Origin of the sequence: Microbacterium sp. H37-C3 (genome assembly GCF_027157935.1) — a bacterium.
GTDB classification, from domain to species: Bacteria; Actinomycetota; Actinomycetes; order Actinomycetales; family Microbacteriaceae; genus Microbacterium; species Microbacterium plantarum.
On sequence record NZ_JAPVLR010000006.1, the window covers coordinates 31,513 to 57,483 of the forward strand.

The following is a 25,971-nucleotide window of genomic DNA, read 5'->3' on the forward strand; positions in this document are numbered from 1 at the left end:
CCGTCGGGCGGGATTACGAATAGCATAGGGACGTTGCCCTCGACCCGCGGATCCGCTAGTGTGAAAAACCGGTTCCCTTATAGATCCGATCACGAAGACATTGGCGTCGACCTGCGACGCCGAGGAAGGAACTCGCGTGGACGTGCGATCGATCTTCACAGCTGACAGCCTGCTCGGCACCGAGCCTGGCCACGTCATCGGCGGTGCGCGGCGAACGGAGGGCAGCGGCGATCCGCTCCCCGTGGTCAACCCCGCCACCGGCGAGCACGTCGCGGATGTCCCGTCGGCTTCCGCCGAACTCGTCGCGGAGGCAGTCTCGCTCGCCGTGCAGGCGCAGCGCGAATGGGGCCGACGCAGTCACACTCAGCGCGCGCAGGTGCTCCGCAACATCCACGCGCTTCTCGGCGAGCACGCGGAAGAGATCGGCCGAATCGTCGCCGTCGAGCAGGGCAAGCCCTTCCGCGATGCCGTTGGCGAGATCGGCGGAGCGCAGAACTTCTTCGAGTTCGCCATCAGCCAGCAGTACCGAGAGATCGGTGAGGTGCTCGCCACCGAGTCCGGCGAACAGCTGACAGTGCGTGAGGTTCCCATTGGCGTGGTCGGTGCGATCCTTCCCTGGAACTTCCCGGCCGCGATCTTCGCGCGGAAGGTGGCGCCCGCGTTGATGGCCGGCAACGCGATAGTGGTCAAGCCCAGTGAGTTCACACCCCTGTCGGCGATGGCCCTGGCCGAGCTATGCCGGCGCGCCGGCGTGCCGGACGGTCTGGTGAGCGTTGTATGCGGCCCGGGACGGCAGACCGGAGCCGCCCTCGTGGATCACCCCGACGTCGGAATGATCACGATGACGGGCTCGACCCGCGGCGGACGCGAGATCATGCGCCAGGCTGCCGAGAAGCTCATTCCGGTCTCGCTGGAGCTCGGGGGCAAAGCTCCCTTCATCGTGTTCCCGGATGCAGATCTCGATCGGGCAGCGAAGGATGCCGTGGATGCTCGTCTCTGGAACGCCGGTCAGGTCTGCACCTGCAATGAGATCACTTATGTGCACGAAGACGTGCGCGACGAGTTCCTCGAACGCGTGCGCGCTCACCTGCGTGCCGTCGAGCCCAAGGACCCCTTCGATCCGTCCTCGGCACTCGGACCTCTCGTCGCCGACCGCGAGTGGAACAAGGTCAAGTCCATGGTCGACAGGGCTGTCGAGCAGGGCGCAACCCTGGAGATGGGCGGCGGGCGTCCCGAGGGCGAAGAGTTCGCGACCGGAAACTGGTTCGCCCCCACCCTGCTGACTGGCGTGACGGCCGAGATGGACATCGCACGCAGCGAGGTCTTCGGGCCGGTGCTCTCGCTGACCACATTCGCCAGCTACGACGAGGTGGTGGCACGCGCCAACGCCACGCCGTACGGCCTGTCGGCGTACGTCTACAGCCGCAACCTCCACACCGTGATGCGGGCTCTGGACGACCTCGATTTCGGTGAGATCTACGTCAACAAGGCCGGCCCCGAACGTCCCCAGGGATTCCATACGGGGTGGAAGGACTCCGGACTCGGCGGCGACGATGGCGTGCACGGCTACGAGCGCTATGTGCGGCGGAAGACGGCCTACGTCGGCTACGGCCCCGAGTATGGCGAGTGAGGCGGCGATGAGCGCAACATCGACGGTGCCGGCATCGGCGTACACCGGCAGCGGGCAGATGACCAGCATCGATGCCCCCGCATCGGCTCCCGCCTCCGGAGAGGTGCAGGTAGAAGTGGCTTACGTCGGCCTGTGCGGCACCGACCTTCATATCCTGCACGGCCACATGGATGCACGCGTGACGATGCCGGCCGTCATCGGTCACGAGATGAGCGGCTCGGTCGTCGAGGTGGGGCCCGACGTCACGGACTGGAAAGTGGGCGACCGCATCACCGTGATGCCCCTCGCCTGGGATGGCACGTGCCCCGCGTGCCGAGCAGGCAATCAGCACATCTGCCAGAACCTCGACTTCATCGGGATCGACTCCCCCGGCGCCCTTCAGGGCCGGTGGAATGTTCCGGCGTCGACGCTCGTACGGCTGCCCGACGACCTCGACCTGCAGATTGCGGCACTTGCCGAGCCTGTCGCGGTCGCCGTCCATGATGTGCGGCGCGGCGAGGTGGTGGCCGGCGACAAAGTGGTCGTCATCGGGGGAGGTCCCATCGGCCTCCTCATCGCCTCGGTCGCGCGCGTCGAAGGAGCGGACGTCCGCGTCATCGAGTTGGATGCCGCGCGGTCACAGGTTGCGCGAGAACTGGGATTCGACGTCATCGATCCCCGAGCCGAGGATCAGCAGGCGACGGTGGAAGCGTGGACGGAGGGCGCGGGCGCCGACGTCGTGTTCGAGGTGTCCGGCGCGCCTGCCGCCGTGCTCGGGGCGACCTCTCTCGCGAAGGTGCGTGGAACCATTGTCGTGGTTGCCATCCACCCCGACCCGCGACCGCTGGACCTTCAGCGCGTGTTCTGGCGCGAGCTGCGAATCCTCGGCGCGCGCGTCTACCAGCGCCGGGACTTCGAGCGCGCCGTCGATCTGCTCACGGAGGGATCCATCCCTCACGAGACCATGATCACGGACGTTCTCCCTCTCGGCCAGACACAGGCGGCTTTCGAGAAGCTGCAGTCAGGCGGAGCGATGAAGATCCTCGTCGATGTACAGGCCGGGGATGCTGCATGACTGTGTTCGATCCTCTAGGCGCATTCGATCTGACGGGCAAGCGGGCCGTCGTTACTGGCTCCGCTCGCGGCATCGGGTTGGCGATCGCTCAGGGTCTGGCCGAAGCGGGCGCTGACATCGTCGGCGTATCGGCGACCTTGACGCCCGGCGACAGCCCCGCGCGTCGCGCGGTCGAAGCAACGGGTCGCACCTTCAGCGCGCACGCCGTCGACTTCTCCGACAGGGCTGCTGTGATCGATTTCGCTCGCGACGTGACCACAACGGGGCCGGTCGACATCCTCATCAACAACGCGGGCACGATCAGACGGGCACCCGCCGCCGACCACTCGCTCGAGGACTGGGACCACGTGCTGCAGGTGAACCTCTCCAGCCAGTTCGTGCTCACGCAGGAGATCGGACGCCACATGCTCGAGCGCGGGCACGGCAAGGTGATCTTCACCGCGAGCCTTCTCAGCTTCCAGGGAGGAATCACCGTTCCCGGTTACACGGCATCCAAGTCCGCCATCGCGGGCCTCACCCGTGCCCTGGCCAACGAATGGACGGCAAAGGGAGTCACCGTCAATGCGATCGCTCCCGGGTACATCGCCACCGACAACACGCAAGCGCTCCAAGACGACCCGAATCGCTCGCGCAGCATCCTGGAGCGAATTCCGGCCGGACGTTGGGGCCGCCCGGAAGACCTCAAGGGCGCCGCCGTGTTCCTCGCCTCCTCGGCCGCCGACTACGTGTCAGGGATCACCCTCCCCGTGGACGGGGGATGGCTCGGCCGATGAGCATTCCCCTGCACGCTCTCCTGCCCTCGTCGCCGATCGTTCCGGTCGTCACGCTCACGGACGCCGCCCACGCGACGGCACTCGCTGATGCTCTCACCGCGGGCGGAATCTCGACCATCGAGATCACGCTACGAACACCAGAGGGCCTTAAGGCGATCGCGGCGTTGCGCGACCGGACCGATGTCGTCGTCGGCGCCGGCACGGTGCGCAATGCTGCGGACGTGATTGCGGTGGCGGAAGCAGGTGCTCGATTCCTCGTTGCTCCCGGCCTGTCCCGCGAGATCGTCGAAGCCGCCCAGAGTGCGGCGCTTCCGGTGATTCCCGGCGTCGCCACGGGAAGCGATCTGCTCGAAGCTCTCGCGCTCGGGCTCACCCATGTGAAGCTGTTTCCGGCAGGGCCACTCGGCGGGCTCGACGCCATCCGGGCGCTCTCCGCGCCGTTCCCCGAGATCTCGTTCATGCCCAGTGGGGGTGTGACAGCAGAGAATGCACCCCAATACATGAGGCACGAGGCGGTCTTCGCGGTCAGCGGCAGCTGGATGGTTCCGCCGGATGCGGTCGAGGCCCGAGACTGGAGGCGCATCGAGCACCTCAGCCGCGCCGCCGCGGAGGCGGTGATGTGCGATGACGCGCAGTCATAAAGTCATCACAATCGGCGAGACGATGGGTCTGCTGCACTCGCTGCAGCCAGGTCGCCTCGACCTGGCGCACACGGTCGGGGTGAGCATCGGCGGGGCCGAGTCGAACACGGCGATCGGGTTGGCTCGCCTCGGAGTCGCTGCGACCTGGCTCGGCCGAGTCGGCGCCGACTCCTTTGGCGAGCGCATCCTGCGGACGCTTCGGGCAGAGTCCGTCGGCGTCGTGGAGATCATCGACGCTCATGCTCCGACCGGGCTCATGGTGAAGGAGCGCCGCTCGTCGACGCAGACGTCCGTCTCGTACTACCGATCCGGCAGCGCCGCCAGTCGCCTCACCCCCGGAGACATCCCGGCAGGGATCATCGAGAATGCGCGCGTTCTGCACGTGACCGGCATCACGCCGGCACTGTCAGGCGACGCCAAGGAGGCGATCTTCGCCGCAATCCGACGCGCGCGAGCAGCGGGTGTGCTGGTCTCCTTCGACGTGAATCATCGTTCTCGTCTCTGGGACGCCGGTCTCGCGCGACCTGTTTATCGCGAGCTGATCGCGTCGAGCGACATCGTCTTCGCCGGCGTCGAAGAGGCCGCCCTGGCGCTCGACACATCAGAGACGAGCGCGCTTCTTCTCGCACACGGCCTCGCTGCGCTCGGTCCGTCGGAGGTCATCATCAAGCGTGGCGCCGAGGGAGCTGACGCTCACATCGACGGGAATGCGTTTCACGTCGACGCAGTACCGGTGGACGTCATCGACACGGTAGGCGCGGGCGACGCATTCGTGGCGGGCTACCTCGCAGAGCGGGTGCGTTCGGCAAGTTCTGAGTCATGTCTGCGGATGGGTGCGTCTGCAGGCGCGTTCGCCTGCACCGCGGCGGGCGATTGGGAATCACTCCCGACGCGCGCGGACGTGGCATCTCTTGCGCGGACGGATCCCGTCGCGCGCTGACTTGCCGCGCGCACGGTGCCTTTAGCGCTCGCAGCGGACAGAACACGATGATCGTGTTCGACCGTGCGAGCAACGAGTTCAGCATCGCTTTCACGCTGAACCAGCGCGCCAAGAAGAGGAGGGCGTTCCGTGCTCGGGGCGCCCTCCTCCTCGTTTCGCGCGAGCTACCAGTCGCCGTGTGACCCGTCGTCGTGGACGAAGACCGGGGTCCGCCAGTCGCCGGGGTAAGCGCGCTCCGCAAACAGATCCTCGTCGGGTTGGACTCCCAGCCCGGGAGCCGTCGGGAGTTCAACGGAGCCGTTGATGATCTCGAAAGGCTCGACGAGCAGCCCGTGGCCGAGATCGCTGCCATCATCCATCGATGGATGCTCCTGGATCACGAAGTTCGGAGTGCACGCGTCAAGCTGCACGCATGCGGCGAGCGAGATCGGTCCGAGCGGATTGTGAGGAGCGACGCTGATGTACTGCGCCTCCGCCATCGCTGCGATCTTCCGCGACTCGAAGATCCCTCCCGCGTGACACAGGTCGGGTTGTGCCACCGAGATCGCGCGGCGGTCGATGAGCTCGCGAAACTCCCACTTGGTGAATCTTCGCTCGCCCGCCGCGATCGGAACATTTGTCGTCGCTGCGATATCGCAGAGCGCATCGACATTCTCAGGAAGGCACGGCTCCTCTACCCACAGCGGGTGGAACGGCTCGAACCCTGAGATGAGCTGCTTCGCCGTGGCGGGCGACGTGCGGCCGTGCATGTCGATCGCGATGTCGAAGTCCGGGCCGACCGCCGAACGAACCGCCGCCAGCCGCCGAACCTGGCGTTCGACGTAGTCTTGGGACTCGAGCGCGCGGGCCGGGCCGTCGATCCCGATCTTGATGGCCGTGAGCCCCTGCGCCTGCGCGCGGAGGGCCGCCTGTGCAAAGTCCGCATCCGTCTCGCCACGGCCGTGACCGTACATCCTGATCCGGTCGCGAACCCGCCCTCCCAGGAGTTCATACACGGGGGCGTTGTAGAACTTCCCTTTGATGTCCCACAGAGCGTGCTCAAGCCCGCTTATCGCGCTGACCCCGATGGCGCCGCCGCGATAGAAACCGCCCCGGTACATGACCTGCCAATGGTGTTCGATCATTCGCGGATCTTTGCCGATGAGGTAGTCGGCAAAGTGGCGGACCGCTTCGGCGACGACGAGGGACTGGCCCTCGACCACTGGCTCGCCATAGCCCGTGATCCCGCAATCGGTATCGACGGCGACGAATGTCCATCGCGGCCGAACGTGGAAGATTCGAACTCCCGTGATCTTCATGGTCCTACTTTCGCGTTCGAGGCTGCCCGGAAAGAGCGCGCACATGATCTGCGGATATGGTTCGCGTGGCACCACTCAGCGACACCGCCGACGCTCCCGCTTCAAGGAATGCACTCGCGTTGTCAGCGTCCACCCCGCCCGTTGCCACGAAGCGCAGGTCCGGGAACGGGCCGAGCATCGCGCGAACCATCGATGGGCCGAGCACGCTTGCGGGGAAGAGCTTGAGCCAACGGTGTCCCGCAGCACGCGCAGCGGTGACATCTGACGGCGTCATCACGCCCGGAAGGTGTGGCATTCCCGCGCTGAGGCTTGCTTCTGCGACTTCTGGATCCCACCCTGGCGCCACAGTGAACGCGGCTCCGGCCTCTCTCGCAAGGTCGACGGCATGTGCATCGGTCACCGTACCTGCACCGACGACGCGCCCTCGCCCGCGCCCCGCCTCCACCGCCTCCGCGAGCGTCGCTATCGCAATGCCACTGGAGAGAGGGACTTCGACAAGCGCGAACCCCACGTCCCACGCGCGAGATGCAAGAGCCACCGTGGTCTCGGCGTCATAGCCCCGCAGGATGGACATGACCCGTGATCGCGCGAACCAATCATCGAACATGCGGTCGGCACGTTCGGCCGTCATCCCGGTCACTTCACCGCTCCCGCCGTTATTCGCGTTCTTCATGTCTCTCCTCTGCGGAGCGCGCCCTGTGCGCTCACTTCGTTGTGGTTGCAGATAGCGCAACAGGTAGTGCGATAGACGCACTCCCTGCGAGCACCCACCTTCGCACAACGGTGCGCAGTGAGCAACCGGTATTCCAGAGGTCACACAGGCAAGACACTGACCCAGCGCCTGCACCCTGCACGCGTACACCGCGGTGTAGCGTGCACTGAGCGCGCACGGTTCAAGGTGGCGCCCGATCGTCGGAGGACACATGGCGAGCTCGGTAGACCGCGCACTCGACGTGATCTCACGGCTTTCGGCGAGCCCTCAATCCCCGAGCGCGCTCGCACGCGCGTTGGGCGTCCACCGCTCCACGGTCCTTCGGTTGCTTCAGACTCTCGAGCTGCGGGGCTTCGCCCGTCGTGAGGCTTCAGGACGATGGGTCACCGGATTCGAGCTCATCTCGATCGGACAGAGGTCATTGGACGCAATCAGCGTACGAGAAGTCGCCCGACCACATCTGCAACGCCTCAGCACAACGGTCGGCCACACCCTCCACCTCGCGGAGCGAGTAGAGACAGACGTCATCTACATCGACAAGTTTGACGGCGGTGGGCATGTGGAAATGCGTTCGCGCATCGGCGCCAAGGCGCAACTGCATACCGCAGCCGTGGCCAAAGCACTCATGGCCTTCGCCCCGGACGGCACACGCGTGCTCGCGATGAGGAAGCTCGAGTACAAGCGCTACACACCCACAACTATCACGAGCGATGAACAGCTGTCGAGGGAGTATGAGCTGATCCGACGTCGGGGCTGGGCGGTCGACGACGGGGAGCACGAGGATTGGCTCAACTGCATCGCGGTGCCGGTGTTCGACAGGGACGGCGACGCCGTCGCTGGGATATCGATCACGTCTCTCCGCGCCATCGCTTCGGTCGATCACTTGCAGCTACTGCTGCCTCTCATGATAGGCGCACGCGACGCAATCTCCCGCGAGCTCGGTTGGAGCGGGTCAGCCCATCATTGACGAGCTGATCGCGGGCGAATTCGCGGCCATGCGGCAGCTGCTTTCGAGCGCGGAGAGCCTTCCGGCCTGACAGTCAACTCAGCCCCAAGCTGTTGGAGTCGCCCGCCCCATTGAGTTTCGCGCACCGGATTCGATCTCCTCGCCCCAGCCATTTCTGGATAGGCGGCTCCCCCCGCCCACGCTGGACCGAGTCGATGAAGGCGTTCTCGAGCGGGAACCGCCGTCTGCAGTCGAGGTCCCAGTCGTCATCGCGGGCGTTCTTCAGAACACGCCCGCACGCCCCGCTGGCACCTTCGTGGCCGTTCGGAATCAAGGGTGTAGCTAACGCCCAGCAGCCGCTGGCTTCGAGCAGCGATCTCACCCCGGGCCTGGCGCGTGACTTCTCTTGCCTCCCACCGCGAGGCACGCCCTTGCGCGGCACGAATCGCTCACCGGCAACTCATTCGCATGACGCCGCGGAGTCGGGCACCGCCCGTTCCCGGCGGACTCCGCGGTGCGAGACGATTCAGCCAGCGCGGTGGATGGACTTAACCTCGAGGTACTCTTCGAAGCCCGCGGCACCGGCTTCGCGACCGATGCCGGACTTCTTGTAGCCTCCGAACGGTGCCTCGTTGTTGAATCCTCCACCGTTGACGGAGACCTGCCCGGTACGAAGGCGTCGTGCGACCTTGATGGCGCGCTCTTCGTCGCCGGACCAGACGCCGCCTGCGAGGCCGAACTCACTCTCGTTGGCGAGATCCACTGCCTCGTCTTCGTTGGCGTAGGGAACGATCGAGAGCACGGGGCCGAAGATCTCGATCTTATTGATGGTCATGTCGCTGGTGACTCCCGAGAAGACGGTGGGTTCGACGAAGTAGCCCTTGTCGGTGGGTCGCGTGCCACCCCCGGTGACGAGCGTGGCTCCTTCCTCCACGCCCTTGGCGATGAGCTCCTCAACGCGCTGCAGTTGACGCGAGTTCACGACGGGACCGAGCTGTGTTTCGTCGGCGAATGGGTCGCCGTACACGAATCCATCCGCCGCACGCTTTGCGATCTCTTCAACCTGCGGGAGGACGCTGGCGGGGACGAGCATGCGGGTGAGCGCGGTGCAGGTCTGGCCGGCGTTGAAGTAGCAGTTGGCGACGCCGGCTACGACCGCTTCTTCCAGGTTGGCGTCGTCGAGGATGATGTTTGCCGACTTGCCTCCGAGTTCGAGAGCCACCTTCTTCACGGTCGGTGCGGCGAGTTCGCTAACGCGCACGCCTGCCGCAGTGGATCCGGTGAACGAGACCATGTCGATGTCAGGGGAGGTGGCGATCGCCTCACCGACGGGGATGCCGTGTCCGGAGACGAGGTTGAAGACGCCGGCGGGCAGTCCGATCTCGTCGCAGACCTCGGCGAGGATGTAGGCGGCGAGTGGGGCGACTTCGCTGGGCTTGAGAACGACCGTGCAACCGGCAGCGAGGGCTGGGGCGACCTTGAGCGCGATCTGGTGCAGAGGGTAGTTCCACGGAGTGATGCAGCCCACCACGCCGACGGGCTCCTTGACGACCATGGAGTGCTTCACATAGCCAGCGTCGTACGCGTAGTCGCGAACGTAGCTGGCATAGAAGCGGAAGTTGCGGATCGGGAGGTCAGACTGCCATTCGATCGAGTGTGAGTAGGGCATTCCAATCTCGGAGGAGACCGTCCGGGCGATCTCTTCTCGGCGCGCGTGGAGGCCGTCGGCGAGCTTGTCGATCCAGTCACCCCGCTCCTGCGGGGTGAGCGAGGCCCAGCCGTCGAAAGCGCGCTTGGCTGCGGCTGCGGCGGCTGCGACATCGTCAACGGTGCCCGCCGGGACGGATCCGATGACCTGCTCGGTGGCGGGGTTGATGACGTCGATGAGTTCGGTGGAGCCGGATGGGGTCCACTTTCCGTTGACGTAGATGTTGTGGGTCATGGTGTTGCCTTCCTCATTGAGCAGCAGGGGCGATGGTTGGGTCGAATTGGATCTTGATGGTGTCTGCGCCACCGATGGCGGCGAGGGCTTCGGCGCCCGCATCGAGCGCAAATCGCGTGGTGATCAGCTCCTGCAGCGGAAGGTCGCTGCGCTGAAGGATCCGGAGGGCCTCGGGGATGCCGCGGTTCAGGCTGAACGATCCGATGATGCGCAACTGCCTGCGGTAGACCTCGAACGGATCCAGGTTGATCTGGCTTCCGGGTGGGCAGACTCCGAATGGGATGAGCGTGCCGCCATCGGCGAGAAGGCGGATCGCATCCTGGACGACCTCGGGTCTTCCTGTGGCGTCGATCACGAGGTCGAAGTCCGCTGTGGGAAACACGTCTGTGATGGATCTATCCACGATCGCGGTGCGAGTTGCGCCGAAGCTGCGGGCACGCTCGAGTCGTTCGGGTATGCGGTCCGCGAAGGTGACGTCGTGCACGTCCCACCCGCGAAGTGCGATGGAGAGAATCATTCCCATCGGACCCGCGCCGATGATCGCTGCTTTCATTCCGGGGGCGAGCCGCGCGCGTTCGAGCGCGTTCACGGCGCACGCGAAGGGCTCGGCGAGGGCTGCGACAGGCATGCTCAGGCCGCCGATGTTGTGCGCGTTCTCTTGGCGGACGACGGCGTATTCAGCGAATCCGCCGTCTCGTTCAGCGCCGTAAGCCTGCCCTGCGGTGCACAGGTTCTGGTATCCGCTGGTGCAGTTGCGGCACTGGTGGCATGCGATGAGCGGGTCGACCGCGACGCGCGCCCCGATGTAGCCCCGGTAGCTGGAATCGGCGTCCACCACAGTTCCTGCGAACTCGTGCCCAGGGATCCGCGGAAACTCGGCCGGGTAGCGGCCCGCGAGAATATCGAGGTCGGTGTGACACAGCCCCGCCGCTTCTACGCGGATCAGAAGTTCTTCAGGACCTGGTGCCGGCTGGGGAACTCGCGTCACTTCGAAGGTGCCCGCGCGATCCGACCCTCCAACTGCGCCCGCCGCACCCCCACCCGGAACGCCTCACGCTCCGCCCGCACCTCCGGCAACGCCTCGAACCGCTCCCGACGCTCCGCCGCCGCCAGCCGACCCAGCAACTCCCCCGCACCGATCCCCCGACCCCGAACCCCGAACCGACCCGAACCACCCATCCCCACCACTCCCCTAACTCGCATCCCTGACAGTTACAAACTACCAGTCCCCACCGACACGCGCCCACGAAATGTGCTTGCACAATGCAAGCAACATTCACCCGAAACATGCTTGCAAACAGCAAGCACAATTCACACCAGACAAGACCACGCACGCAAACCCCGCACGTCCCCTCAATGTCCGACCCCCCTACTAGTTTGTAACTGTCAGGGAAACACACCAACAAAGGAGCAACCACCATGGGGATGGACATCTACGGCAAAGCACCGGCCTCAACCGAGGGTGAGTACTTCCGCAACTCGGTCTGGTGGTGGCATCCGCTCGCGGAATACATCACCCACGCCCACCCCGATCTCGCCGCGGCCTGCACCCTGTGGCACACCAACGACGGAGACGGGCTCGACGCTGATGACGCCGCGGCGCTTGCCGACGCGCTCACCGAGGATCTCAACAACGGCGCCGTGGCTCTCTACGAGGCGGAACGCAGCGTCCAGATCGCAGCCCTGCCACGCGAGACGTGCCAACTGTGTGCCGGGACAGGAACCCGCTCAGACGACATCGGCGTCCAGATGGGCTTCACCGCGCGCGGATGGTGCAACGGCTGCGACGGCCTCGGCGACCGCGAACCGTGGGCAGCGTCCTATGTCTTCGATGTCGCGAACGTCGCCGAGTTCGCGAAGTTCGCCCGCGCCTCGGGCGGCTTCGAGATCTGCTGATCGATCCCACTTCTCGATGTCGGCGTCAACCGCTATACTGTAACTGTCAGGGATACTAACAAGGAGCTAAGATGGCCACCACTACGCAGGACACGATGAGCCAGCACTACGCCGAGCAGTACGGCATCAGCTTCGATCCTGAGTCCTACGATCCGCTCGCCGACCTGTTCGACGGTTCGTTCGGGCGTGACTGGGCGGACCTGCGCCACTGACCCGCTGGATGCGGGGTGCCCACTCCCCCGCACCCAGCTTCCAACCTCCACCACTCCGAGAGGACATCCAGATGAGCACCCTCCTCACCGACACCGACACCGAGTCGCGCGCCGCCTGGTCCGCCATCACCGAGCCCGCAGACACAGTCGCCGTCGCCTTCACGGCCGCCCTGGGTCACTCGGCCGCTCTCACTGAGCTGGAGAACCCGAAGTCCGCCATCCAATCGTTGATCGAGGTCGGCGCCGTTGCCGACCACACCGAAGCGTCCGCCGCGATCCGACGCTGGCTCCCGAGGCTCCAATCCTCCGCAGTGGATCACGCCCTCACCGACGCTGCCCGGGGCGGCATCCAACTGATAGCCCCATCCCAGATCCCGGGGCTGTCTGATCTCGGCGCTCAGGCACCACACCTGATCTGGCTCCGAGGAGACGCCGACGCTCTCACGGGACCGATCAGCAGCAGCGTCGCCATGGTGGGTGCCCGGGCGAGCACCTCTTACGGAGACACGGTCGCTCACAATCTCAGCGAGCACCTGGTCAACAGCGGCGTGACGATCATCAGCGGCGCCGCCTATGGAATCGACGGGGCATCGCACCGCGGCGCGCTGAGCGCTGGCGGGGTCACTGTCGCCTGGTTGGCCGGCGGCACAGACCGCCCCTACCCGGCGGGACACCGCGACCTGATCGAGCACATCGTCGAACGCGGGGGCGCAGTCGCGAGCGAAATGCCGCCCGGGGCAACACCGACACGCTGGCGTTTCCTCGGCCGCAATCGCCTCATCGCGGCATCATCGGCCGCGACCATCGTCGTCGAGGCGGGATACCGTTCCGGCGCTCTGACCACCGCGACCACCGCGGCGACGCTGGGCAGGACGCTCGGCGCTGTCCCCGGACCTGTTACGAGCGCATCATCAACCGGGTGCCACCACCTGATCCGTGAGCACGGGGCAAGCCTCATCACAGAGTGGGGTGAGGCCCGCGTGAGCCGACCGCTACTGTGGTTGCTCCCCGGTCAGCTGATGGAAGTGGAGTTCTTCGAACCGTGCGGCGATCGCGTAGTGGCGAGAGGCGAGATCGGCGAGATCGGCCTTCCGTCCGATGTCGTCCGTGGTGACCGCCAAGCCGCACAGGGTGTCCCCTTCCGCGCGTTGCTTGAGAGCTTCTTCCCAGTAGTCGAGTGACATCAGGCGCCTAGCGACCGGGAGTGAGCTGCTCGAGCTCGGGGCCGTGGATGAGGATCTCTGTGGCGATGACTCCGCCGTCAGTCTTGCGAGCCAAGCCGTTGCGGGTGAGGTCGGATAGGTAGGTCGAGAAGGTGCCGCCGGAGGTGGAGATCTCCGCGGCCGCGCCGAGGGCTTCACGACTGAGTGGATCGGGATAGGCGTCGATGAGCGCGTCGAGCATGGTGGCTGCGCCGCGGCGCAGAATGCCGCGGTAATGGTCCTGGAGCTCGCTGGGTGTGAGAGGGGCAGGGCGTGCACCGAGGTAATCGAAGCCCGCGTCGGTGAGGGTGTAGCCGGCGGAGTTCTCGTCAACGAATCCTGCGCGTCGGATGTCCGACAGGTAGGTCGACCAGGTGCCGCCGGAGGTCTTGAGATGTGAGACGGTCCCCCATTGGCTCTTGGTGAGGCGAAGCGGCGCCATCTGCGCGAGTGCGACGACCATGCGATGGGCGCCGCTGCGCAGTTTGGTCGTGGAACCAGCCGACGCTGCGGGGTCAACCGCAGACGGCTGCGCGGGCTCCTCGGGGTGCCGATGCGATACGGCCTCGGGGGCTGCCGGAGCAGTCTGTGCGGGTTGAGGCTCGGCCAGAGAATGAACCACGGCGGCGAGTTCGGCGAGCACGTGGCGCAGACCGTCGACGATCTTGGGATCTACGGAAGCCGGGATCTCCACGATGCGCTCAACGACCTTCTCCCGAGGTGGTGCGTTCTTCGCCACGGCGAGCTCGCGGCGAAGGCGGGTGAGCTCGTCACGCAGCTGAGCAACGAGGTCATCTCCGGTGGTGCGAGTTGGCGCGAGCGCGGTCGCGAGCGCGGCAAGGTCGACGTCGGCGAGAGTCGTGCGTGCAGGGATGGAGAGATGCTCCCCTACCTGCGGGGTGGTGCCGGCGTCGAAGGTGTGCCGGCGTCGGAACCGGAACTTGATCGGCTCGCCGCGCTCGGGCTGCCAGAGCCAGCACTCGCCTGTCTGCAGCGTGGGGAGTTCGGCGAGGATCGTCTTTGAGTCGGCGTGGATGTCGATCCATGCCTTGATGGCGTCGCGGTCCTGGGGTGCGGTGGTGCGCAGCACGAACAGGTTGTCGATCTGGGTGAGGACGTCCTTGTTGACGGCGGCGCTGCGTTGGGATGCCATCGTGACGCCGAGGCCTTTGAAGCGGCCCTGCTTGACGATGCGCTGCCATGTCTCGACGAGCGCCGCGTTCTCACCGCGGACCTGCTGCGGAAGGTACTCGTGGCATTCCTCGAGGATGAAGTGGGTCGGAGTGCGGTCGGCGCGGCGGTAGAAGCGATCGCCGAAGGCCCGGAGGAAGCGGCGCTGCTCGGCCTTGGTGAACTCGCTCACGTCGAGGATGGCGGACAGCTGGCGGTCGACGAGGAGATCGGCGACGAGCTCGCCGGCAGTCGCGTCGAGAGGGATGTCGCCATGCCGTCCGCCGAGAATCGGGATGGGGAGACCGGGTGAGCGGCCGTCCGCTGACGTGCGCACGCCGTACCAGTCGCCCTTCGGGTCGACGACGATGACCGGCACGCCCACCTGGTGCATCTCCTCGAGGAGAACCACTGCAGCGCTCGTCTTGCCGGCACCCTTCTTGGCGAGGATGCCGTTGGAGCTCGTGATGATGTCGAGGGGCAGGTAGACATCCTCGGCGACGCGCAACCCAGTCATTGCTGCACGCGGGGGTCCAGCGATCGCTGAGAGCGGTTCGATTCGGTCATGGCGTCGTCTTCTCCTTCACCGCCCGCGGCTTCTTGAGCAGCTTCACCCCGAGGAGTTTCTCGAGGGCTTGAACTTCCTCGTCGCGCCAGCGGACTTCCCCTAGCAGCCGAGCACGGAAGGGGCCGGCGCCGACGCCGACCGAACGCGCTGCCTCGAACGCGCTCATCGACTTCTTCGTGAGCTGCGTCTGCACCAGGCCGCTTACCTTCTTGCTGGTATCCCAGTCGAGGCGTCCCACGGTGTTTCGCGCAGGCCTTCCCACTGTCTTGGGCTCTCGGTTCTGCTGCGCGGCGATGTAGGCCTCGATCTCGGCCCGGTGGAACACTGCGGTGCCCCGGAACCCCTCGATGCGCATGGGCTTGGGAAACAGAGGGACGCCGGACGGGTTTCCCTTGGCCTCTAGGGCGCGGGAGCGTGTCTGGTACACGCGGACCGTGTCGTGCCGGACGCCGATCATCTTCGCTGCCTGCATGTAGGTCACGAACTCTGGGCGGACGACGTCCTCCAGCGGGATCGTCAGCTCTGAAACCATTCCTGCTCTCCGCTCGATCATTGGAAGGTTAGTAATGCACGAGGATACCAAATGAGCGCGACGCTGCCGGGTGCGATGATGGTCGGCATGTCGATCCCTCGATACGCGTCTGCCGCCCCCGATGGCGTGGTGACCTACGCCAACCCCTTCGTGTTCCTCGCAGAAGATCCCCGTCGTGAAGCCGCCAACGGGGTGACCGGAGATCTGGGCGGTTGGGATGTCTCGGACGGCTTCCGGCTCGCAGAGGACTTCGGGGAGTCTGAGTGGCGCATCTCCGTTCTGCACGACGAGGTGTACGCGGTGCTGCGGAAGTTCCCGGGTCAACGTGGCTACACATTCGATGGCCCTGTGTGGATGCTCGCGGAGATCCCGGTGTCGCTGCGTGATCCTGTTCAGCAATCCCTCGTTCCACACGAGGCCGTCCAAGAGCTGATGTCCAAGGTTGAGCAGCTGCGACGCACCCCGGACTCGCTTCTCACCGCAGTCGGGGTCATCCGGTCAGGGCTGCAGGTCTTAGCAGCGGGTTCCTAGCCGTCGATACTCTCGGATGCAGCCAGCTTCTTGCGCTGGCTGAGGCTGGGACGGTACATCGCGATGCCGTACGGGAAAGCGGGCCCTACCTCTATCAGCCCGGGTAGCCGCTCTGCGTACTCAGCGGCCAGGACGGGCGCGGAGGCGGTGAGCCTGATCCCGACGTCGACGGAGTCGGCGGCCGCGGCCGCGGATGCCAGCAGCAGCTTCTGGAGCCTCTCCCCCGCACCCTTGGCTCGGGGTGCCCGGTTGTGATCGGTGATAGTCCAGTACTCGCTGGTGGCGTGGATCGTCATGGTCGAGGTGCCGTCCTCGAGTACGTAAGTGAGGCGGTGCGACTGCCCACCACGCGTCCTGAGCAGCAGCGCCACCAGGAGCAGCGCCACGGCGACGCACGCGGCGGCCGCGGCGAAGATGACCGGACCGTACTTCACCCCCACTCCGACGAACGCGACCCCGAGAAGAAGAAGGAGCATCGAGAAGACTCTCTGGCCAGCTGTCGTGCTGGAGGTGAACGCCCTCTGCCAGAGAAGAGACCGCAGCACCCATCCGGACTGTCGGAACAGATCTCGAGCCGTGGCGCGCCGGATGCCGGCGGGCGGTTCGGGCAACGGGGAAGGTGTCATTCTTTGGATCTCCGTGCGGCGCGGCGCTGCGCGCGCATCACCTCTACATGCTCGTTCGCGTCTGAGGTGGAGATGGAGAGCAGATGCTCGATCGCAGCGAGTTCTTCGGGCCTCCAAGCCGTTCGCCCCCGAAGACGTTCACCGAGAGTGACGGTGTTCAGCGACAGCTGAGAGGCGAGTCCGCGCAGGGTGGATACGTCGGGTTCGCCTGCGCCCGCTGCCACGGCCTGGCGAAGGCGTGCGGCGAATGTGGCATCCCTGCTGCCGTCTGTCTGTGCGGTGCGGGGTGGCCGGCCTGCCGTCCCGGATCTTCGCGAGCGAGCCTCGATGTAGGCGTCGATCTCGGCCTCATCGAACAACACTGTGCGCCCGTCATAGCCGACAGGATCGGGGAACCTCGCCGGTCCGGGGAGCTTCGAGCGGTCGTTGCTCCGGTAGACGTAGACGGTATTCAGAGAGACGCCCATCTTCTTGGCGATGTCGTCGCTGCTGATCCGCCGGGAGGATCCACCGTGTTGCTGACTCATCGCCACACCGCTTTGCCGTCACCCATTGACTCTCCTGTGGTCTGGTTGGTTGGCGGAGCGATCGCCGCCCCTTTCATGAATGTAACCACGCGCCGTAGACGCCTCTCAGCAGAATCACTTCGCAGACACGCCTGGACAGTCACCTAGTTGCGCATCCTGGTTCCGTAACATGGTTCTATGTCGAACGAGAACGTTGAGATCATCCGCCGGCAGATCGCTGCGGTCGGAGAAGAGATCGCCCGCACGGACGAGCTGCTTGAGAAGCGTGGTCGTCTCGTAGAGGAGGCGCGAGCCGCCGGCATGACGTACCGAGAAGTCGCTCAGCTGCTTGGTATGACAGAGACCGGTCTGCGCAAGACCCAGAAAGCTTTCCGAGCACGGGCTCTGATGCTCGAGGCGAAGGCATCCTGACCTCGCCTCGATGAGCAGCCCGCGAGAGTCGTGAAATCTGCTTGCAAATTGCAATATTCTTTTACTAATATAAGGTCATGGAGGTGACGGGTATGGAGGAGTACGACTACCGCCCGAAGCCCTGGGTGCCGAAAGACGTTCCCACGATCTGGGTCGACCACACAACCGGCCAGGGAGTGACCCAGGACGGCGCCTCTGTGCGTCCGGTCATCGGCGACCGACGCAAGAACCCGAACCTGACCGATCTTCTCGATACAGCTGCCAGCTTCGGCGCCAACCGGATCATGCTGACCGGGAAGCGACCCGAGCCTGAGCCTGGCGTCCGCCACTGGCTGTACGTGCAGACACCTCGATGGAAGTCCGGCACACACTGGATCAACAACGGACCTCCCACTGGGCGCTTCGAGCACGAGACCACCGGCTTCAAGATTGAGGTGCGCACGGCCGAGGAATGGTTCGGGGATATCCCACTCTCCCCCGCCCAGGCCCGCAGTGCCTGGGATACGACCGCCGCGATTCTGAAGGCCGCCGACGAGCGGGCGCGGATGTTCAACTCCCCCGCCGCCACTGGCACCAATCTCTGGGCGCTCTCGCTCCCCAAGAACGTCAACCCTGTGCCGGTCTCGTCCGACATCGCTGAGGAGATCCACGCGACCAGCGGCCAACACCACATCGAGCATCTCGTCGCCGGCCCTGATGCCTCTGCTCACGAGGACTGTGTCCCGCTCGTCGACCCAGTCAAGCAGAAGAAGATCAATGAGTTCGCGTACGTCGATGGCCGCTTCATGTACGCGGCGCTGGGTCGTGAGCTCGGTATCGGGCCCGCGCGCCGACTGAACCGCGCCGCCGCCTACCAGCTGATGGAAGAGGATCCCTACGCACGGGCCCGGTTCTACGTCCGTTTCCAGATTCCCACGACGTGGAACCATGTCGGGATCCTCGGGGTTCGACACCAGCGGGTCGAGGACGGGTGGTACTACCCCAACCGGCCGGGAGCTCGCGGAGAGACCTGGGCCGATGCCGCCGAGATCCAGGTAGCCCGCTCCGCGGGATGGGTCGTGGATCCGCAGGAGGCGATCGTCTTCCGGAAGGCCCGGCCTCTCGACACCTTCTTCGAGCGGATCATGCGGGCCCGAGACCGGGTCAATGAGCACCCCGACATGCACCCGATGCTCCGTCGCGCTGTGATGGCCGCGCTCCGCGCGATCGTCCTTCACAGTGTGGGTGCGTTCGCCTCCTCGGGGCGGGATCAGACCCGTGTCGCTACAAGCGCCCTCGAGGTGCCGGCGCAATATCAGGCTCGGATGCAGCGCCAGGGCAAGCTGTTCGTCTACCACGTGCCCAGCGAACGCAACGCCCGCACCGAGTCGTTCTATCACCCGGAGCTCGCCGCGCAGGTGTGGGGTCGAGCGCGAGCTCGTGTTCTCGATGGGCCCAGTGCGCTCGGATTGCACACGGCCGGCGCTCTCGCCGTCGACCCGACAACACTGCTCGGCATCCAGGGTGACGCCATCTACACCAGTACCCTTCCGGGTTGGTCGCTGCCGGTCGCCAACGGCGGTGGGGACGACGGCAAGACCGGGCGTCTTCGCCTTCAGGGCTACCTCGGTGGTGGATCCTTCCTCACCCCTGAGCGAATCCAGCAGCGTCTGTCGCTCCGGTCGCGAGCGGAGAAGGCCGGTATCGAGGCTGCGCTCGAACGGGACGAGGTGATGGCCGGTGGCTGACGAGCAGCGTTCGGCTCAGGATCTGGTGCGCTTCCTTCGCGGCCGCGGGGTATCGACGTCGGAGATCGCCGCGGAACTGCACCGCTCCCCCAGGATGGTCCGGAAGATCCTCAACGGTGAGACCAGCGGGGCGTTGTACCGGTCGACGCTCGAGGAGCTCGCGACGACCGGCCGCGCGTCAAGCGTCCCTCCCCGTCGACGACTGAAGTCCGGTGGTCTGGTTCCGGTGCGTGCGAAGGCCGGCGCGAAGGCGAAGACGGTCGTTCCCGAGGATCCGGGCGGCACGTACACCGCTGCGCGCCAGGGTGGCGCGATGCAGGCCTCGACGACCTACATGGCGGAGGGCGGCCGTCAGGTGGAGCTTCGGCTGCCTAAGGGGAAGACCGCGAAGGGGCGAGCGCTGGCGGATGCGGAGATCGTCAAGCAGATCCGTAACGCAGCGAAGGGGCAGGCGAAGGAGAACCAGAAGAAGGTCCGGGCGACTTTGACCTTCGCGAACGGGCGGGTGATGGAGGTCAACACGTACAACGCCTCCACCATGCTGCAGCGTGTGAACGAAGCCGGCGGCAGCGCACTGGAGTGGATGCGGGGCGAGTCGAAGAACCGGTATCTGAACCTGGACGTCTCGAAGGAGCCGATCACCGGGGTGACGCTGACCGTGTTCTCGGACGCCAAGACACCCGAATACGAGACGTTCAAGGCACAGGGGCGGCCCCGCAGAGGCAGGGCTCTGAGCCCTGCCGAGGAAGCGCGCGCCGCACAGAAGGCCCGCCTCGAGCAAGGACAACGACGCGGCCGCCGCAGGTCGTGACGAGGAACGAGACATGATGACTGAGAAGAAGACGCCCTTGGAGAACCCGCTCCGGTTGACGGTGGGAAACCTCAAGGGAGGGGTCGCGCGGTCGACGACGTCGATCATGCTCGCGTTGGCCTTGGTGCAGCGCACCGGCCAGCGGGTCCTGCTCGTCGACGCGGACCGAGCGAACGGCACCAGCTTCGAGTGGTCGGAGTACGCCGGCGAGGTCTGGCCCGCCGAGGTGAACGTCGTCTACCTGCCTTCCCAGCTGCTTGGCAAGCGGGTCCGGGAGATGTGGCCCGACGGTCACCTGATCATCGATACCGGCAACGACTCCACGACGCTGCGGCAGGCGCTGATGGTCACCGACCAGCTGCTGATGCCGATCGGCGCGACCCCGTCTGAGGCGACTCGGTTGACACCGACTCTGCAGGCCGCGGCCGAGGTCGCGAGCATCAAGCCGATCGAGCTGTCGATTCTGTTCACTCGCACCAAGCCGAACACCATTAGCTTCCGGGAGGCGTGGGAGCAGCTCAAGCAAATGGAGGGCGACGTTGAAGGGCTGCACGTGCTCGACGTCAACGTGCCCTTCCAGCTGCTCTACTCGCAGGCCTTCGGCACGGCGCCGACCAACCTCGGCGTCTACCCGGAAGTGCTCGACGAGATCCTGACGGGAGGCTCGCGATGACACAGCCCAGGTCGAAGACGAAGACGGACTGGAGCGCCGCGTTCAGTAAGCCCGAGACCGCACCCCGGTCGTTGGAGGCCGTCCCCGACGAGGAGACGGAGACCACCCCGACTGCATCGAAGCCGTCCAGGCAGGGGAAGCCCCGGGGCCCGTACAACGTCAAGAAGGTGGACAAGAAGGCGGCCACGTTCCGGCTGCCGCCTGATGTGCTCGAGCTGATCGACAACGCTCGCGAAGAGGCCGCGCAGAGCGGGGTTCGTCTGACCAAGGACGACGCCGTCACCGCCGCGATCCGCCACTACTACGGGTCTAGCCGACGTCGTCGCTGACCTTCACGACGCGCCTGCACCCCCCTCTCCGCAGCGCTCATCCCGCGACACTCGCGCATAGTTTCGTATCGAAATCTGCTTGCAATTTGCGTGTATTTTGCTTGCAGGTTTGGCCGCCCGTGTTAGGCTGAGCCGCAGCGTCGATCCGCGCTATGGCGCGGGAGAGATGCGGAGGCTCAGACCAACAGGCCCTCTCCCCCAGGTGCACGTTCACTGCACGATAGGTGCTCGGTTCGGGGGTGGAGCCTGCTTGCATTTTTCAAGCAGGTTTCACGTCTTCGGTGGCGATTGGGTCGAGGATGCTCGGGTCGTGCTTGTCTACGGTGCGACTGTTGTTCAGTCGTCGGTCCACGAGGTGCGTTCGCATCGTTCGGGCGACGGACTCTGAGCTGTGCTCGAGGAGTGCGAGCAGCTCGTCACGGTTGCTGGCGGAGGCGCGCGTGTCGCCGTCGACGGTGAGCGGGGTGGGATCGAGCCAGGCCTCCCACAGGTCTGGTGTGACGAACGCCGGCATGCGGTCGTGGACTTCGCCGGAGGCGTCTCGCGCTTCTCGGGTGACGACGACGAACACGCGAGCGCGAGCGTTGGAGATCTCCGTCGTCCAGGTGAGGCCGGCTGCCGCCAGCAAGCCGTCACCGGTGATCAGGTGGGGCTGCTTGTCGCCGGCGGCCCCGGTCCACTCGATGTAGCCGGGGGCCATGGGCACGAGGCATCGGCTGTGGGAGAACGCGCCCACCCAGAACCGGCTTGTGAGCTTCTCGATACGCGCGTTGATGATCGGGCCGCCCGCTGGCCGGTTGGGCGGCTTGGGCCAGTCCCATCGCGCGAGCGTGAGCTCGCGCTGCTTCCTGTCCTGCTCGCTCGAGGCGATGCGCACGATCGGCGCCGAGGTGGTCGGGGCGATCGAGTAGGTGGGCCGCCAGTCCTCTGCGCGGCCGCCGGCGGCGACGAAGGCGGTGATCAACTCGTTCGTCGTCGAGCTCAGGGCGAATCTGCCGCACATGCTGCGAGGGTATCCCCCGCCGATACACGCTCGCTGGTGCGTGTATTCAGCCGCGCACGGGTCGACCGCGCTGCAGCTGGCCGCTGGCCGCGAACGGCTCCCCGTCGTTGTGCAGCTGCTCACGTCGGATTGACTCGTTCAGCAGCGCGGTCTCGACGAACGCGCTGAAGGACTCGTCTCCTTCGAGGTGCGCGGTCGCCTTGTACGTCGCAACGGCACGGGAGCGGGCATCGGGGTCGATGTACGTGTTGACGCGTGCCTGCTCGCTCTTGGTGGCCGCTGCGGGCTTCCGTGCGGCTTGGGGGCGCCGTGGTGCCGCGGGAGCCTTTGCAGGGCGCTCAGGGGCTGCAGGAGCCGTTTCGGCGGGTGCGGCGGGGGCTGGATCTGTGGTGGGTGCGGGGCGGTTGCGGGCGATCATGCTCTTCGGGTCGACCTTCCGAGGCGCGAGCCCGGTGATGCCGAGGGGGGCGTCGTCGCTCATGCGTGTGTTCCTTCCAGCTCGGGGTGGGATTCGGCGGCGATGAGCCGGTCGTTGATCTCCTGCGCGATCGCTCGAAGATCGCCGGCGACTGAGCCGGCAGTTGAGCTCGTCAGCTGCTTGTTCTTCAACTCACCGCTGCGGATCTTCCACCAGGCGATGCCTGCCTTGGCTTCGTCCTTGGCGCGCACGTCGAGCTCGTAGGCGAGGAGACCGGCGTTACGTGCCTGGCTCGCGACGGCTTCGCTGTGACGAACCGTCCGGTGGAAGACGATGTCTCGGCCGATACCGTTGTCGTCTCCGACGCCGAACATCTCGTCGAGCGCGTGGCGGGCGTCCTTCTCCGCGTTGCGGATGTGCACGGCGCCGTCCTTGCGCGCCGTGGCGGTGCCGACGTCGGTGAGGACGACGCCCAGCAGGTCGATGTCGCGGTTGACGTCGAGGACCTGGTCGATGCGCTCGGCGACCTTGGCGACGCCCTTGATGCTGGACATGTCGGTCTTGCTGGGCACGAGCACCCATCGCGCGGCGGACAGAGCCGCCAGCTGCAGCACGCCGTCTCCCGGCGGGCAGTCGAGGAAGATGAAGTCGTAGTCGCCGGCGACGGGCTCGAGGATCCGTGCGAGGGCGAGCTTGGCGCCCGTGGGGTTGCGTCCCATCTCCGCGCTCAGCGCGGCGGTGACGTTGTGCAGCGCTCCCCCGCCGGCCCATACGTCGAGGTTGGGCCTGACGTCGGTGATCGCCTGGACGGTGCCTCCGAACATCATGGCCTTGGCGAGCGACTCTCCCCCGTCGTTGCGTTCGTCGTCCGAGTAACCGAGGTCGTCCTCGAGGTTCCCCTGCGGGTCCAGGTCGACGAGGAGTACTCGGGCGCCGGCGAGGGCGAAGTATCCACCGACGTTCGAGACGAGGGTCGTCTTCCCGACTCCCCCCTTCAGGCTCTCGATAGCCAGGACTCTGCTGAGCAAGTCGTGGTCGACCACGTGTCCCTGAGCTGCCACTCGCTCATCCTCCAGCGTTAATGACGGGATTCCCGTTGTTGCACGTAATACACGCATTCGCGTGTTTAACGAATATAACGTGTATCCCGTCGTTGACGCAATATCCGGTATCAGCGTGTATCCCGTTTTTACTGTTATTGCCGTTATTGGCGGTTGGCGACCAGGTGGAGCTGCTCGGCGATGGGTGTGGGGAGCGTGGTGGACGGGCTCGCGACACGCGCGTGCTGGCCCTGGAGCTCGACCGTGAGCACATGGGTGCCGTACTCCCAGCGGGCACACTTGCGGGTCGGATCGTGAGACGGGATCCAGCCGGCCTCGACGAGGAGCCGTTCCAGGATCGTGATGTCGCCGACGAGCTCCTGAAGCTCTCTGGACTGCTGGTGCAGGGGGGAGGGGCCGACGAGCGTGGTGACGAGCGTCTTGATCGCGTGGACGCGTGATGCGGTCGATGAGTTCCTGCGTCGGGTGGGGGAGCGGTGGTGCTCTGCGAAGAAGGCCGCGCGAGCTGCTTCCGCGGCCTTGAGCGCTTCTGCCTCCTCGGCCGCCCTGGTCCGGGCCTCGTCGGCGGCGACGGTGCGCGCCTTGACGCGTTCTTCCTGTTCCCGCAGCTGGCGTTCGTGCCGGGTCTCGCCGTGCGTGAAGGCCTGCAGCTTTCCGAGCATCCAGGCGAAGTGCGCGAGCCGATCGCGCTTGTCGGCGTTGTCGAGCGGACGGATCCGTGCGGCGGCGAGTGCGTCGTCGAGCTCGGCGCGCAGTGTCTCGAGCGTGTAGCGGTCAGGCGTGATCCGGTGACGTTCGAGGATGTTGCACAGCTGCCCGATGTGGCGGGCGCCGTAGAGAGCACCCGGCGTGGTGGCGGGCCCGGGGGTGTGCAGGCCGTAGTTGCGAGCGATTCTCCAAGCGAACTCCTGCAGCGCGATCGGGCGAGGCGACCTCGGGGGCTGGGGGCGAGATCGACTCTTTCGTCTCAGCTTCGGCCGCGGAGCGGCCGTCTCGCGCGCTGGGGCGCGCGTTGGTGACCATCTCTGATCGTGAGATTCCTCAAGAACTGAACCGCTGCGCGGTAGGTGGAAACTCTCCACAGGCCGGCTGGGTTCGGGGATGGTCATGGCGCGCACGGATGCTGCGGCCTCCTGGTATCCACCGTGCGCGCGCTTGGCCTGCCGACGCTCGGCGGGGGAGAGGTGCCGACCCATGACGACCGTCACGGCGAGGCCGAGCTTCTCCAGTAGCCGCCTGGCGGTGCCGACGGTGCGATCGGACATGCCCAGCTGCCGGGCGACGGACGCATGGGAGGTGGTGACGCCGCGGCCGGTGAGCCGGTCTGCGCACTGCGCTTCCATCTGCGCGACACGCAGCACCGTGTCGGCCGAGATCTTCACCTTCCCGCGCAGCTGTTCACCGCGCGTCGACGCGAGCATGCGACGGACCAGAGCAAGCCATGACGTCGGCGACTGCCAGGCCACAATCCGGCTGTAGGCACCGTCAGCGACGGGCAGAGACCAGGAACGGGACAAGGGAGGCTCCGGCGAAGCTGCCCCAGCCCCTGTGGCCGGCGTAGGCGAGGCAAGGGGGCGCCTCCACCTGTGCACACCAGCGCCACACGGCGACGGCGGGGCAGCCGTGCTAGAGCGATTGCGTGCGGGCCTGCTCAGGCAGGTGCAGATCCCCTCGGGTGCACTAGAAGAAGCCGTCTGAGGGGTCAGCCCAGCGAACGACGGGCTCTCAGGCGAAATCTGCTTGCATTTTTCTTGCAAACTGCTTGCAGATTTCGGCTGTGAATGCTGTGCATATATATGTGCTTGAGCTACGATGGGGTCACCTCCTCCAGCGCGGTTGAGGGCACAACAAAAGTCCGGGTTGCCTCCCGGCGAATACGACAAGAGCTGCGACCGGCAAGTCGCGAATCTTGAAGGACTAGTTCGAACTGGACGTCGGCAAACTGATCAGTTCGGAACCACAGAGACCTGGACCCCTCGCTTCGGCGGGGGGTCCACCTTTTTAAGCCGTGTCGATAGGCAACTCCCCGTCGCGTGAGAGCGGGGGCACCCATGGGGGGATGCCCTGGTCTGTGAGCTCGAGATGCTCCACCACCGATTCGAAGAAGAGAGCGGCGGAGAGACCAGAACGGGCGGCGATCGCCTCGAAACGATCCTTGCTGGCTTCTTCTACGGTGTAGGTGAGGGCGACCGGCTTGATCATCGTGCCGCGCTCTCGACGTCGAACCGCACGCCGCGGTCGGTCGGAAGAAACGTCGGTCATGCGTACAGTAAAGCCCAGTACTGGGATTAACTCCATAGGGCGACACCCGCGTGTCGCAATTCTCCTTGCCAGCGGT

At 65.9% G+C, this 25,971-nt stretch carries 28 protein-coding genes; 15 read left to right on the forward strand and 13 right to left on the reverse strand.

What is annotated here, in order from left to right; translation table 11 throughout:
* The first annotated feature begins 136 nt into the window (after nucleotides 1–136).
* The 5 genes from O1W71_RS14475 to O1W71_RS14495 are packed head-to-tail and all read left to right on the forward strand — an operon-like array spanning nucleotide 137 to nucleotide 5,038.
* Nucleotides 137–1,630, forward strand: a complete 1,494-nt coding sequence (locus O1W71_RS14475; protein ID WP_269268529.1) for an aldehyde dehydrogenase family protein — start codon at nucleotides 137–139, stop codon at nucleotides 1,628–1,630.
* A gap of 7 nt (nucleotides 1,631–1,637) precedes the next feature.
* On the forward strand, nucleotides 1,638–2,684 hold the full coding sequence (locus O1W71_RS14480; RefSeq protein WP_269268531.1) for a zinc-dependent alcohol dehydrogenase: 1,047 nt from the start codon (nucleotides 1,638–1,640) through the stop codon (nucleotides 2,682–2,684).
* Nucleotides 2,681–3,457 (forward strand): 2-dehydro-3-deoxy-D-gluconate 5-dehydrogenase KduD, encoded by a 777-nt coding sequence (gene kduD, locus O1W71_RS14485; RefSeq protein ID WP_269268533.1) that lies wholly within the window; start codon nucleotides 2,681–2,683, stop codon nucleotides 3,455–3,457. Before O1W71_RS14480 ends, kduD begins: the two co-directional genes overlap by 4 nt.
* Nucleotides 3,454–4,098, forward strand: a complete 645-nt coding sequence (eda, locus tag O1W71_RS14490) for a bifunctional 4-hydroxy-2-oxoglutarate aldolase/2-dehydro-3-deoxy-phosphogluconate aldolase (RefSeq protein WP_269268535.1) — start codon at nucleotides 3,454–3,456, stop codon at nucleotides 4,096–4,098. Before kduD ends, eda begins: the two co-directional genes overlap by 4 nt.
* Nucleotides 4,082–5,038 carry a sugar kinase gene (locus O1W71_RS14495; protein ID WP_269268537.1) on the forward strand — a complete coding sequence of 319 codons (957 nt, stop codon included), beginning with the start codon at nucleotides 4,082–4,084 and terminating at the stop codon, nucleotides 5,036–5,038. Before eda ends, O1W71_RS14495 begins: the two co-directional genes overlap by 17 nt.
* 164 nt (nucleotides 5,039–5,202) lie before the next feature.
* Here the strand turns inward: O1W71_RS14495 and dgoD are convergent, their stop codons facing one another.
* Both dgoD and O1W71_RS14505 read right to left on the reverse strand, forming a co-directional pair.
* Nucleotides 5,203–6,336: a galactonate dehydratase gene (dgoD, locus tag O1W71_RS14500; protein WP_269268538.1), complete on the reverse strand. Its 1,134-nt coding sequence runs from the start codon at nucleotides 6,334–6,336 to the stop codon at nucleotides 5,203–5,205.
* A gap of 4 nt (nucleotides 6,337–6,340) precedes the next feature.
* Nucleotides 6,341–7,009: a bifunctional 4-hydroxy-2-oxoglutarate aldolase/2-dehydro-3-deoxy-phosphogluconate aldolase gene (locus O1W71_RS14505; protein WP_269268539.1), complete on the reverse strand. Its 669-nt coding sequence runs from the start codon at nucleotides 7,007–7,009 to the stop codon at nucleotides 6,341–6,343.
* Nucleotides 7,010–7,259: 250 nt separating this feature from the next.
* Here O1W71_RS14505 and O1W71_RS14510 point away from each other — a divergent pair, with 250 nt between their 5' ends.
* Nucleotides 7,260–8,015 (forward strand): IclR family transcriptional regulator, encoded by a 756-nt coding sequence (locus O1W71_RS14510; protein WP_269268541.1) that lies wholly within the window; start codon nucleotides 7,260–7,262, stop codon nucleotides 8,013–8,015.
* Nucleotides 8,016–8,520: 505 nt separating this feature from the next.
* Here O1W71_RS14510 and O1W71_RS14515 read toward each other — a convergent pair.
* Together O1W71_RS14515 and O1W71_RS14520 are read right to left on the reverse strand one after the other, a co-directional pair.
* Complete coding sequence (locus tag O1W71_RS14515) at nucleotides 8,521–9,936, reverse strand: aldehyde dehydrogenase family protein (protein WP_269268542.1); 1,416 nt, start codon at nucleotides 9,934–9,936, stop codon at nucleotides 8,521–8,523.
* 13 nt (nucleotides 9,937–9,949) lie between these two features.
* On the reverse strand, nucleotides 9,950–10,924 hold the full coding sequence (locus tag O1W71_RS14520; protein ID WP_269268543.1) for an alcohol dehydrogenase catalytic domain-containing protein: 975 nt from the start codon (nucleotides 10,922–10,924) through the stop codon (nucleotides 9,950–9,952).
* A gap of 431 nt (nucleotides 10,925–11,355) precedes the next feature.
* On the opposite strand from O1W71_RS14520, the gene O1W71_RS14525 reads away from it, so the two are divergent.
* The 3 genes from O1W71_RS14525 (at nucleotide 11,356) to dprA (ending at nucleotide 13,225) form a co-directional block, all read left to right on the forward strand.
* A complete protein-coding gene (locus O1W71_RS14525) occupies nucleotides 11,356–11,832 on the forward strand; it encodes a hypothetical protein (RefSeq protein ID WP_269268544.1) in 477 nt (158 codons plus the stop codon).
* Nucleotides 11,833–11,903: 71 nt separating this feature from the next.
* Nucleotides 11,904–12,044 (forward strand): hypothetical protein, encoded by a 141-nt coding sequence (locus O1W71_RS14530; RefSeq protein WP_269268545.1) that lies wholly within the window; start codon nucleotides 11,904–11,906, stop codon nucleotides 12,042–12,044.
* A gap of 71 nt (nucleotides 12,045–12,115) precedes the next feature.
* On the forward strand, nucleotides 12,116–13,225 hold the full coding sequence (gene dprA / locus O1W71_RS14535) for a DNA-processing protein DprA (RefSeq protein ID WP_269268546.1): 1,110 nt from the start codon (nucleotides 12,116–12,118) through the stop codon (nucleotides 13,223–13,225).
* 10 nt (nucleotides 13,226–13,235) lie between these two features.
* Here dprA and O1W71_RS14540 read toward each other — a convergent pair whose 3' ends face one another.
* Nucleotides 13,236–14,933, reverse strand: coding sequence for a helicase HerA domain-containing protein (locus tag O1W71_RS14540; protein ID WP_269268547.1), 1,698 nt, complete (start codon nucleotides 14,931–14,933; stop codon nucleotides 13,236–13,238).
* Nucleotides 14,934–14,979: 46 nt separating this feature from the next.
* Entirely contained in the window at nucleotides 14,980–15,516 is a 537-nt protein-coding gene (locus O1W71_RS14545) for a hypothetical protein (protein ID WP_269268548.1), read from the reverse strand.
* A gap of 51 nt (nucleotides 15,517–15,567) precedes the next feature.
* Here O1W71_RS14545 and O1W71_RS14550 point away from each other — a divergent pair, with 51 nt between their 5' ends.
* The gene (locus O1W71_RS14550; protein ID WP_269268549.1) at nucleotides 15,568–16,047 is read left to right on the forward strand and encodes a hypothetical protein; all 480 of its coding nucleotides are present in this window, start codon (nucleotides 15,568–15,570) and stop codon (nucleotides 16,045–16,047) included.
* Here the strand turns inward: O1W71_RS14550 and O1W71_RS14555 are convergent.
* Nucleotides 16,044–16,523, reverse strand: a complete 480-nt coding sequence (locus O1W71_RS14555; protein WP_269268550.1) for a hypothetical protein — start codon at nucleotides 16,521–16,523, stop codon at nucleotides 16,044–16,046. The genes O1W71_RS14550 and O1W71_RS14555 overlap by 4 nt on opposite strands.
* A gap of 146 nt (nucleotides 16,524–16,669) precedes the next feature.
* The gene (locus O1W71_RS14560) at nucleotides 16,670–17,200 is read right to left on the reverse strand and encodes a helix-turn-helix transcriptional regulator (RefSeq protein ID WP_269268551.1); all 531 of its coding nucleotides are present in this window, start codon (nucleotides 17,198–17,200) and stop codon (nucleotides 16,670–16,672) included.
* A 177-nt stretch (nucleotides 17,201–17,377) separates the two neighbouring features.
* Between O1W71_RS14560 and O1W71_RS14565 the strand changes: the two genes are divergently transcribed.
* From O1W71_RS14565 to O1W71_RS14585, 5 genes are all read left to right on the forward strand, one after another.
* On the forward strand, nucleotides 17,378–17,611 hold the full coding sequence (locus O1W71_RS14565; protein WP_242085687.1) for a hypothetical protein: 234 nt from the start codon (nucleotides 17,378–17,380) through the stop codon (nucleotides 17,609–17,611).
* 77 nt (nucleotides 17,612–17,688) lie between these two features.
* The gene (locus O1W71_RS14570) at nucleotides 17,689–19,338 is read left to right on the forward strand and encodes a hypothetical protein (RefSeq protein WP_269268553.1); all 1,650 of its coding nucleotides are present in this window, start codon (nucleotides 17,689–17,691) and stop codon (nucleotides 19,336–19,338) included.
* Nucleotides 19,331–20,149 carry a hypothetical protein gene (locus tag O1W71_RS14575; RefSeq protein WP_242085691.1) on the forward strand — a complete coding sequence of 273 codons (819 nt, stop codon included), beginning with the start codon at nucleotides 19,331–19,333 and terminating at the stop codon, nucleotides 20,147–20,149. The genes O1W71_RS14570 and O1W71_RS14575 overlap by 8 nt, the downstream gene beginning before the upstream one ends.
* 13 nt (nucleotides 20,150–20,162) lie before the next feature.
* Entirely contained in the window at nucleotides 20,163–20,822 is a 660-nt protein-coding gene (locus O1W71_RS14580; protein WP_242085693.1) for a ParA family protein, read from the forward strand.
* Nucleotides 20,819–21,151 carry a hypothetical protein gene (locus O1W71_RS14585; protein ID WP_269268554.1) on the forward strand — a complete coding sequence of 111 codons (333 nt, stop codon included), beginning with the start codon at nucleotides 20,819–20,821 and terminating at the stop codon, nucleotides 21,149–21,151. The genes O1W71_RS14580 and O1W71_RS14585 overlap by 4 nt, the downstream gene beginning before the upstream one ends.
* Before the next feature lie 259 nt (nucleotides 21,152–21,410).
* Here O1W71_RS14585 and O1W71_RS14590 read toward each other — a convergent pair whose 3' ends face one another.
* From O1W71_RS14590 to O1W71_RS14610, 5 genes are all read right to left on the reverse strand, one after another.
* Nucleotides 21,411–22,154, reverse strand: a complete 744-nt coding sequence (locus O1W71_RS14590; protein WP_269268555.1) for an SOS response-associated peptidase — start codon at nucleotides 22,152–22,154, stop codon at nucleotides 21,411–21,413.
* Nucleotides 22,155–22,200: 46 nt separating this feature from the next.
* Nucleotides 22,201–22,635 (reverse strand): ParB family protein, encoded by a 435-nt coding sequence (locus O1W71_RS14595; protein ID WP_269268556.1) that lies wholly within the window; start codon nucleotides 22,633–22,635, stop codon nucleotides 22,201–22,203.
* A complete protein-coding gene (locus tag O1W71_RS14600) occupies nucleotides 22,632–23,633 on the reverse strand; it encodes a ParA family protein (protein WP_269268557.1) in 1,002 nt (333 codons plus the stop codon). The genes O1W71_RS14595 and O1W71_RS14600 overlap by 4 nt, the downstream gene beginning before the upstream one ends.
* Before the next feature lie 143 nt (nucleotides 23,634–23,776).
* Nucleotides 23,777–25,150 carry a hypothetical protein gene (locus O1W71_RS14605; protein WP_269268558.1) on the reverse strand — a complete coding sequence of 458 codons (1,374 nt, stop codon included), beginning with the start codon at nucleotides 25,148–25,150 and terminating at the stop codon, nucleotides 23,777–23,779.
* Nucleotides 25,151–25,634: 484 nt separating this feature from the next.
* Entirely contained in the window at nucleotides 25,635–25,895 is a 261-nt protein-coding gene (locus O1W71_RS14610; protein WP_269268559.1) for a hypothetical protein, read from the reverse strand.
* Nucleotides 25,896–25,971: the final 76 nt, after the last annotated feature.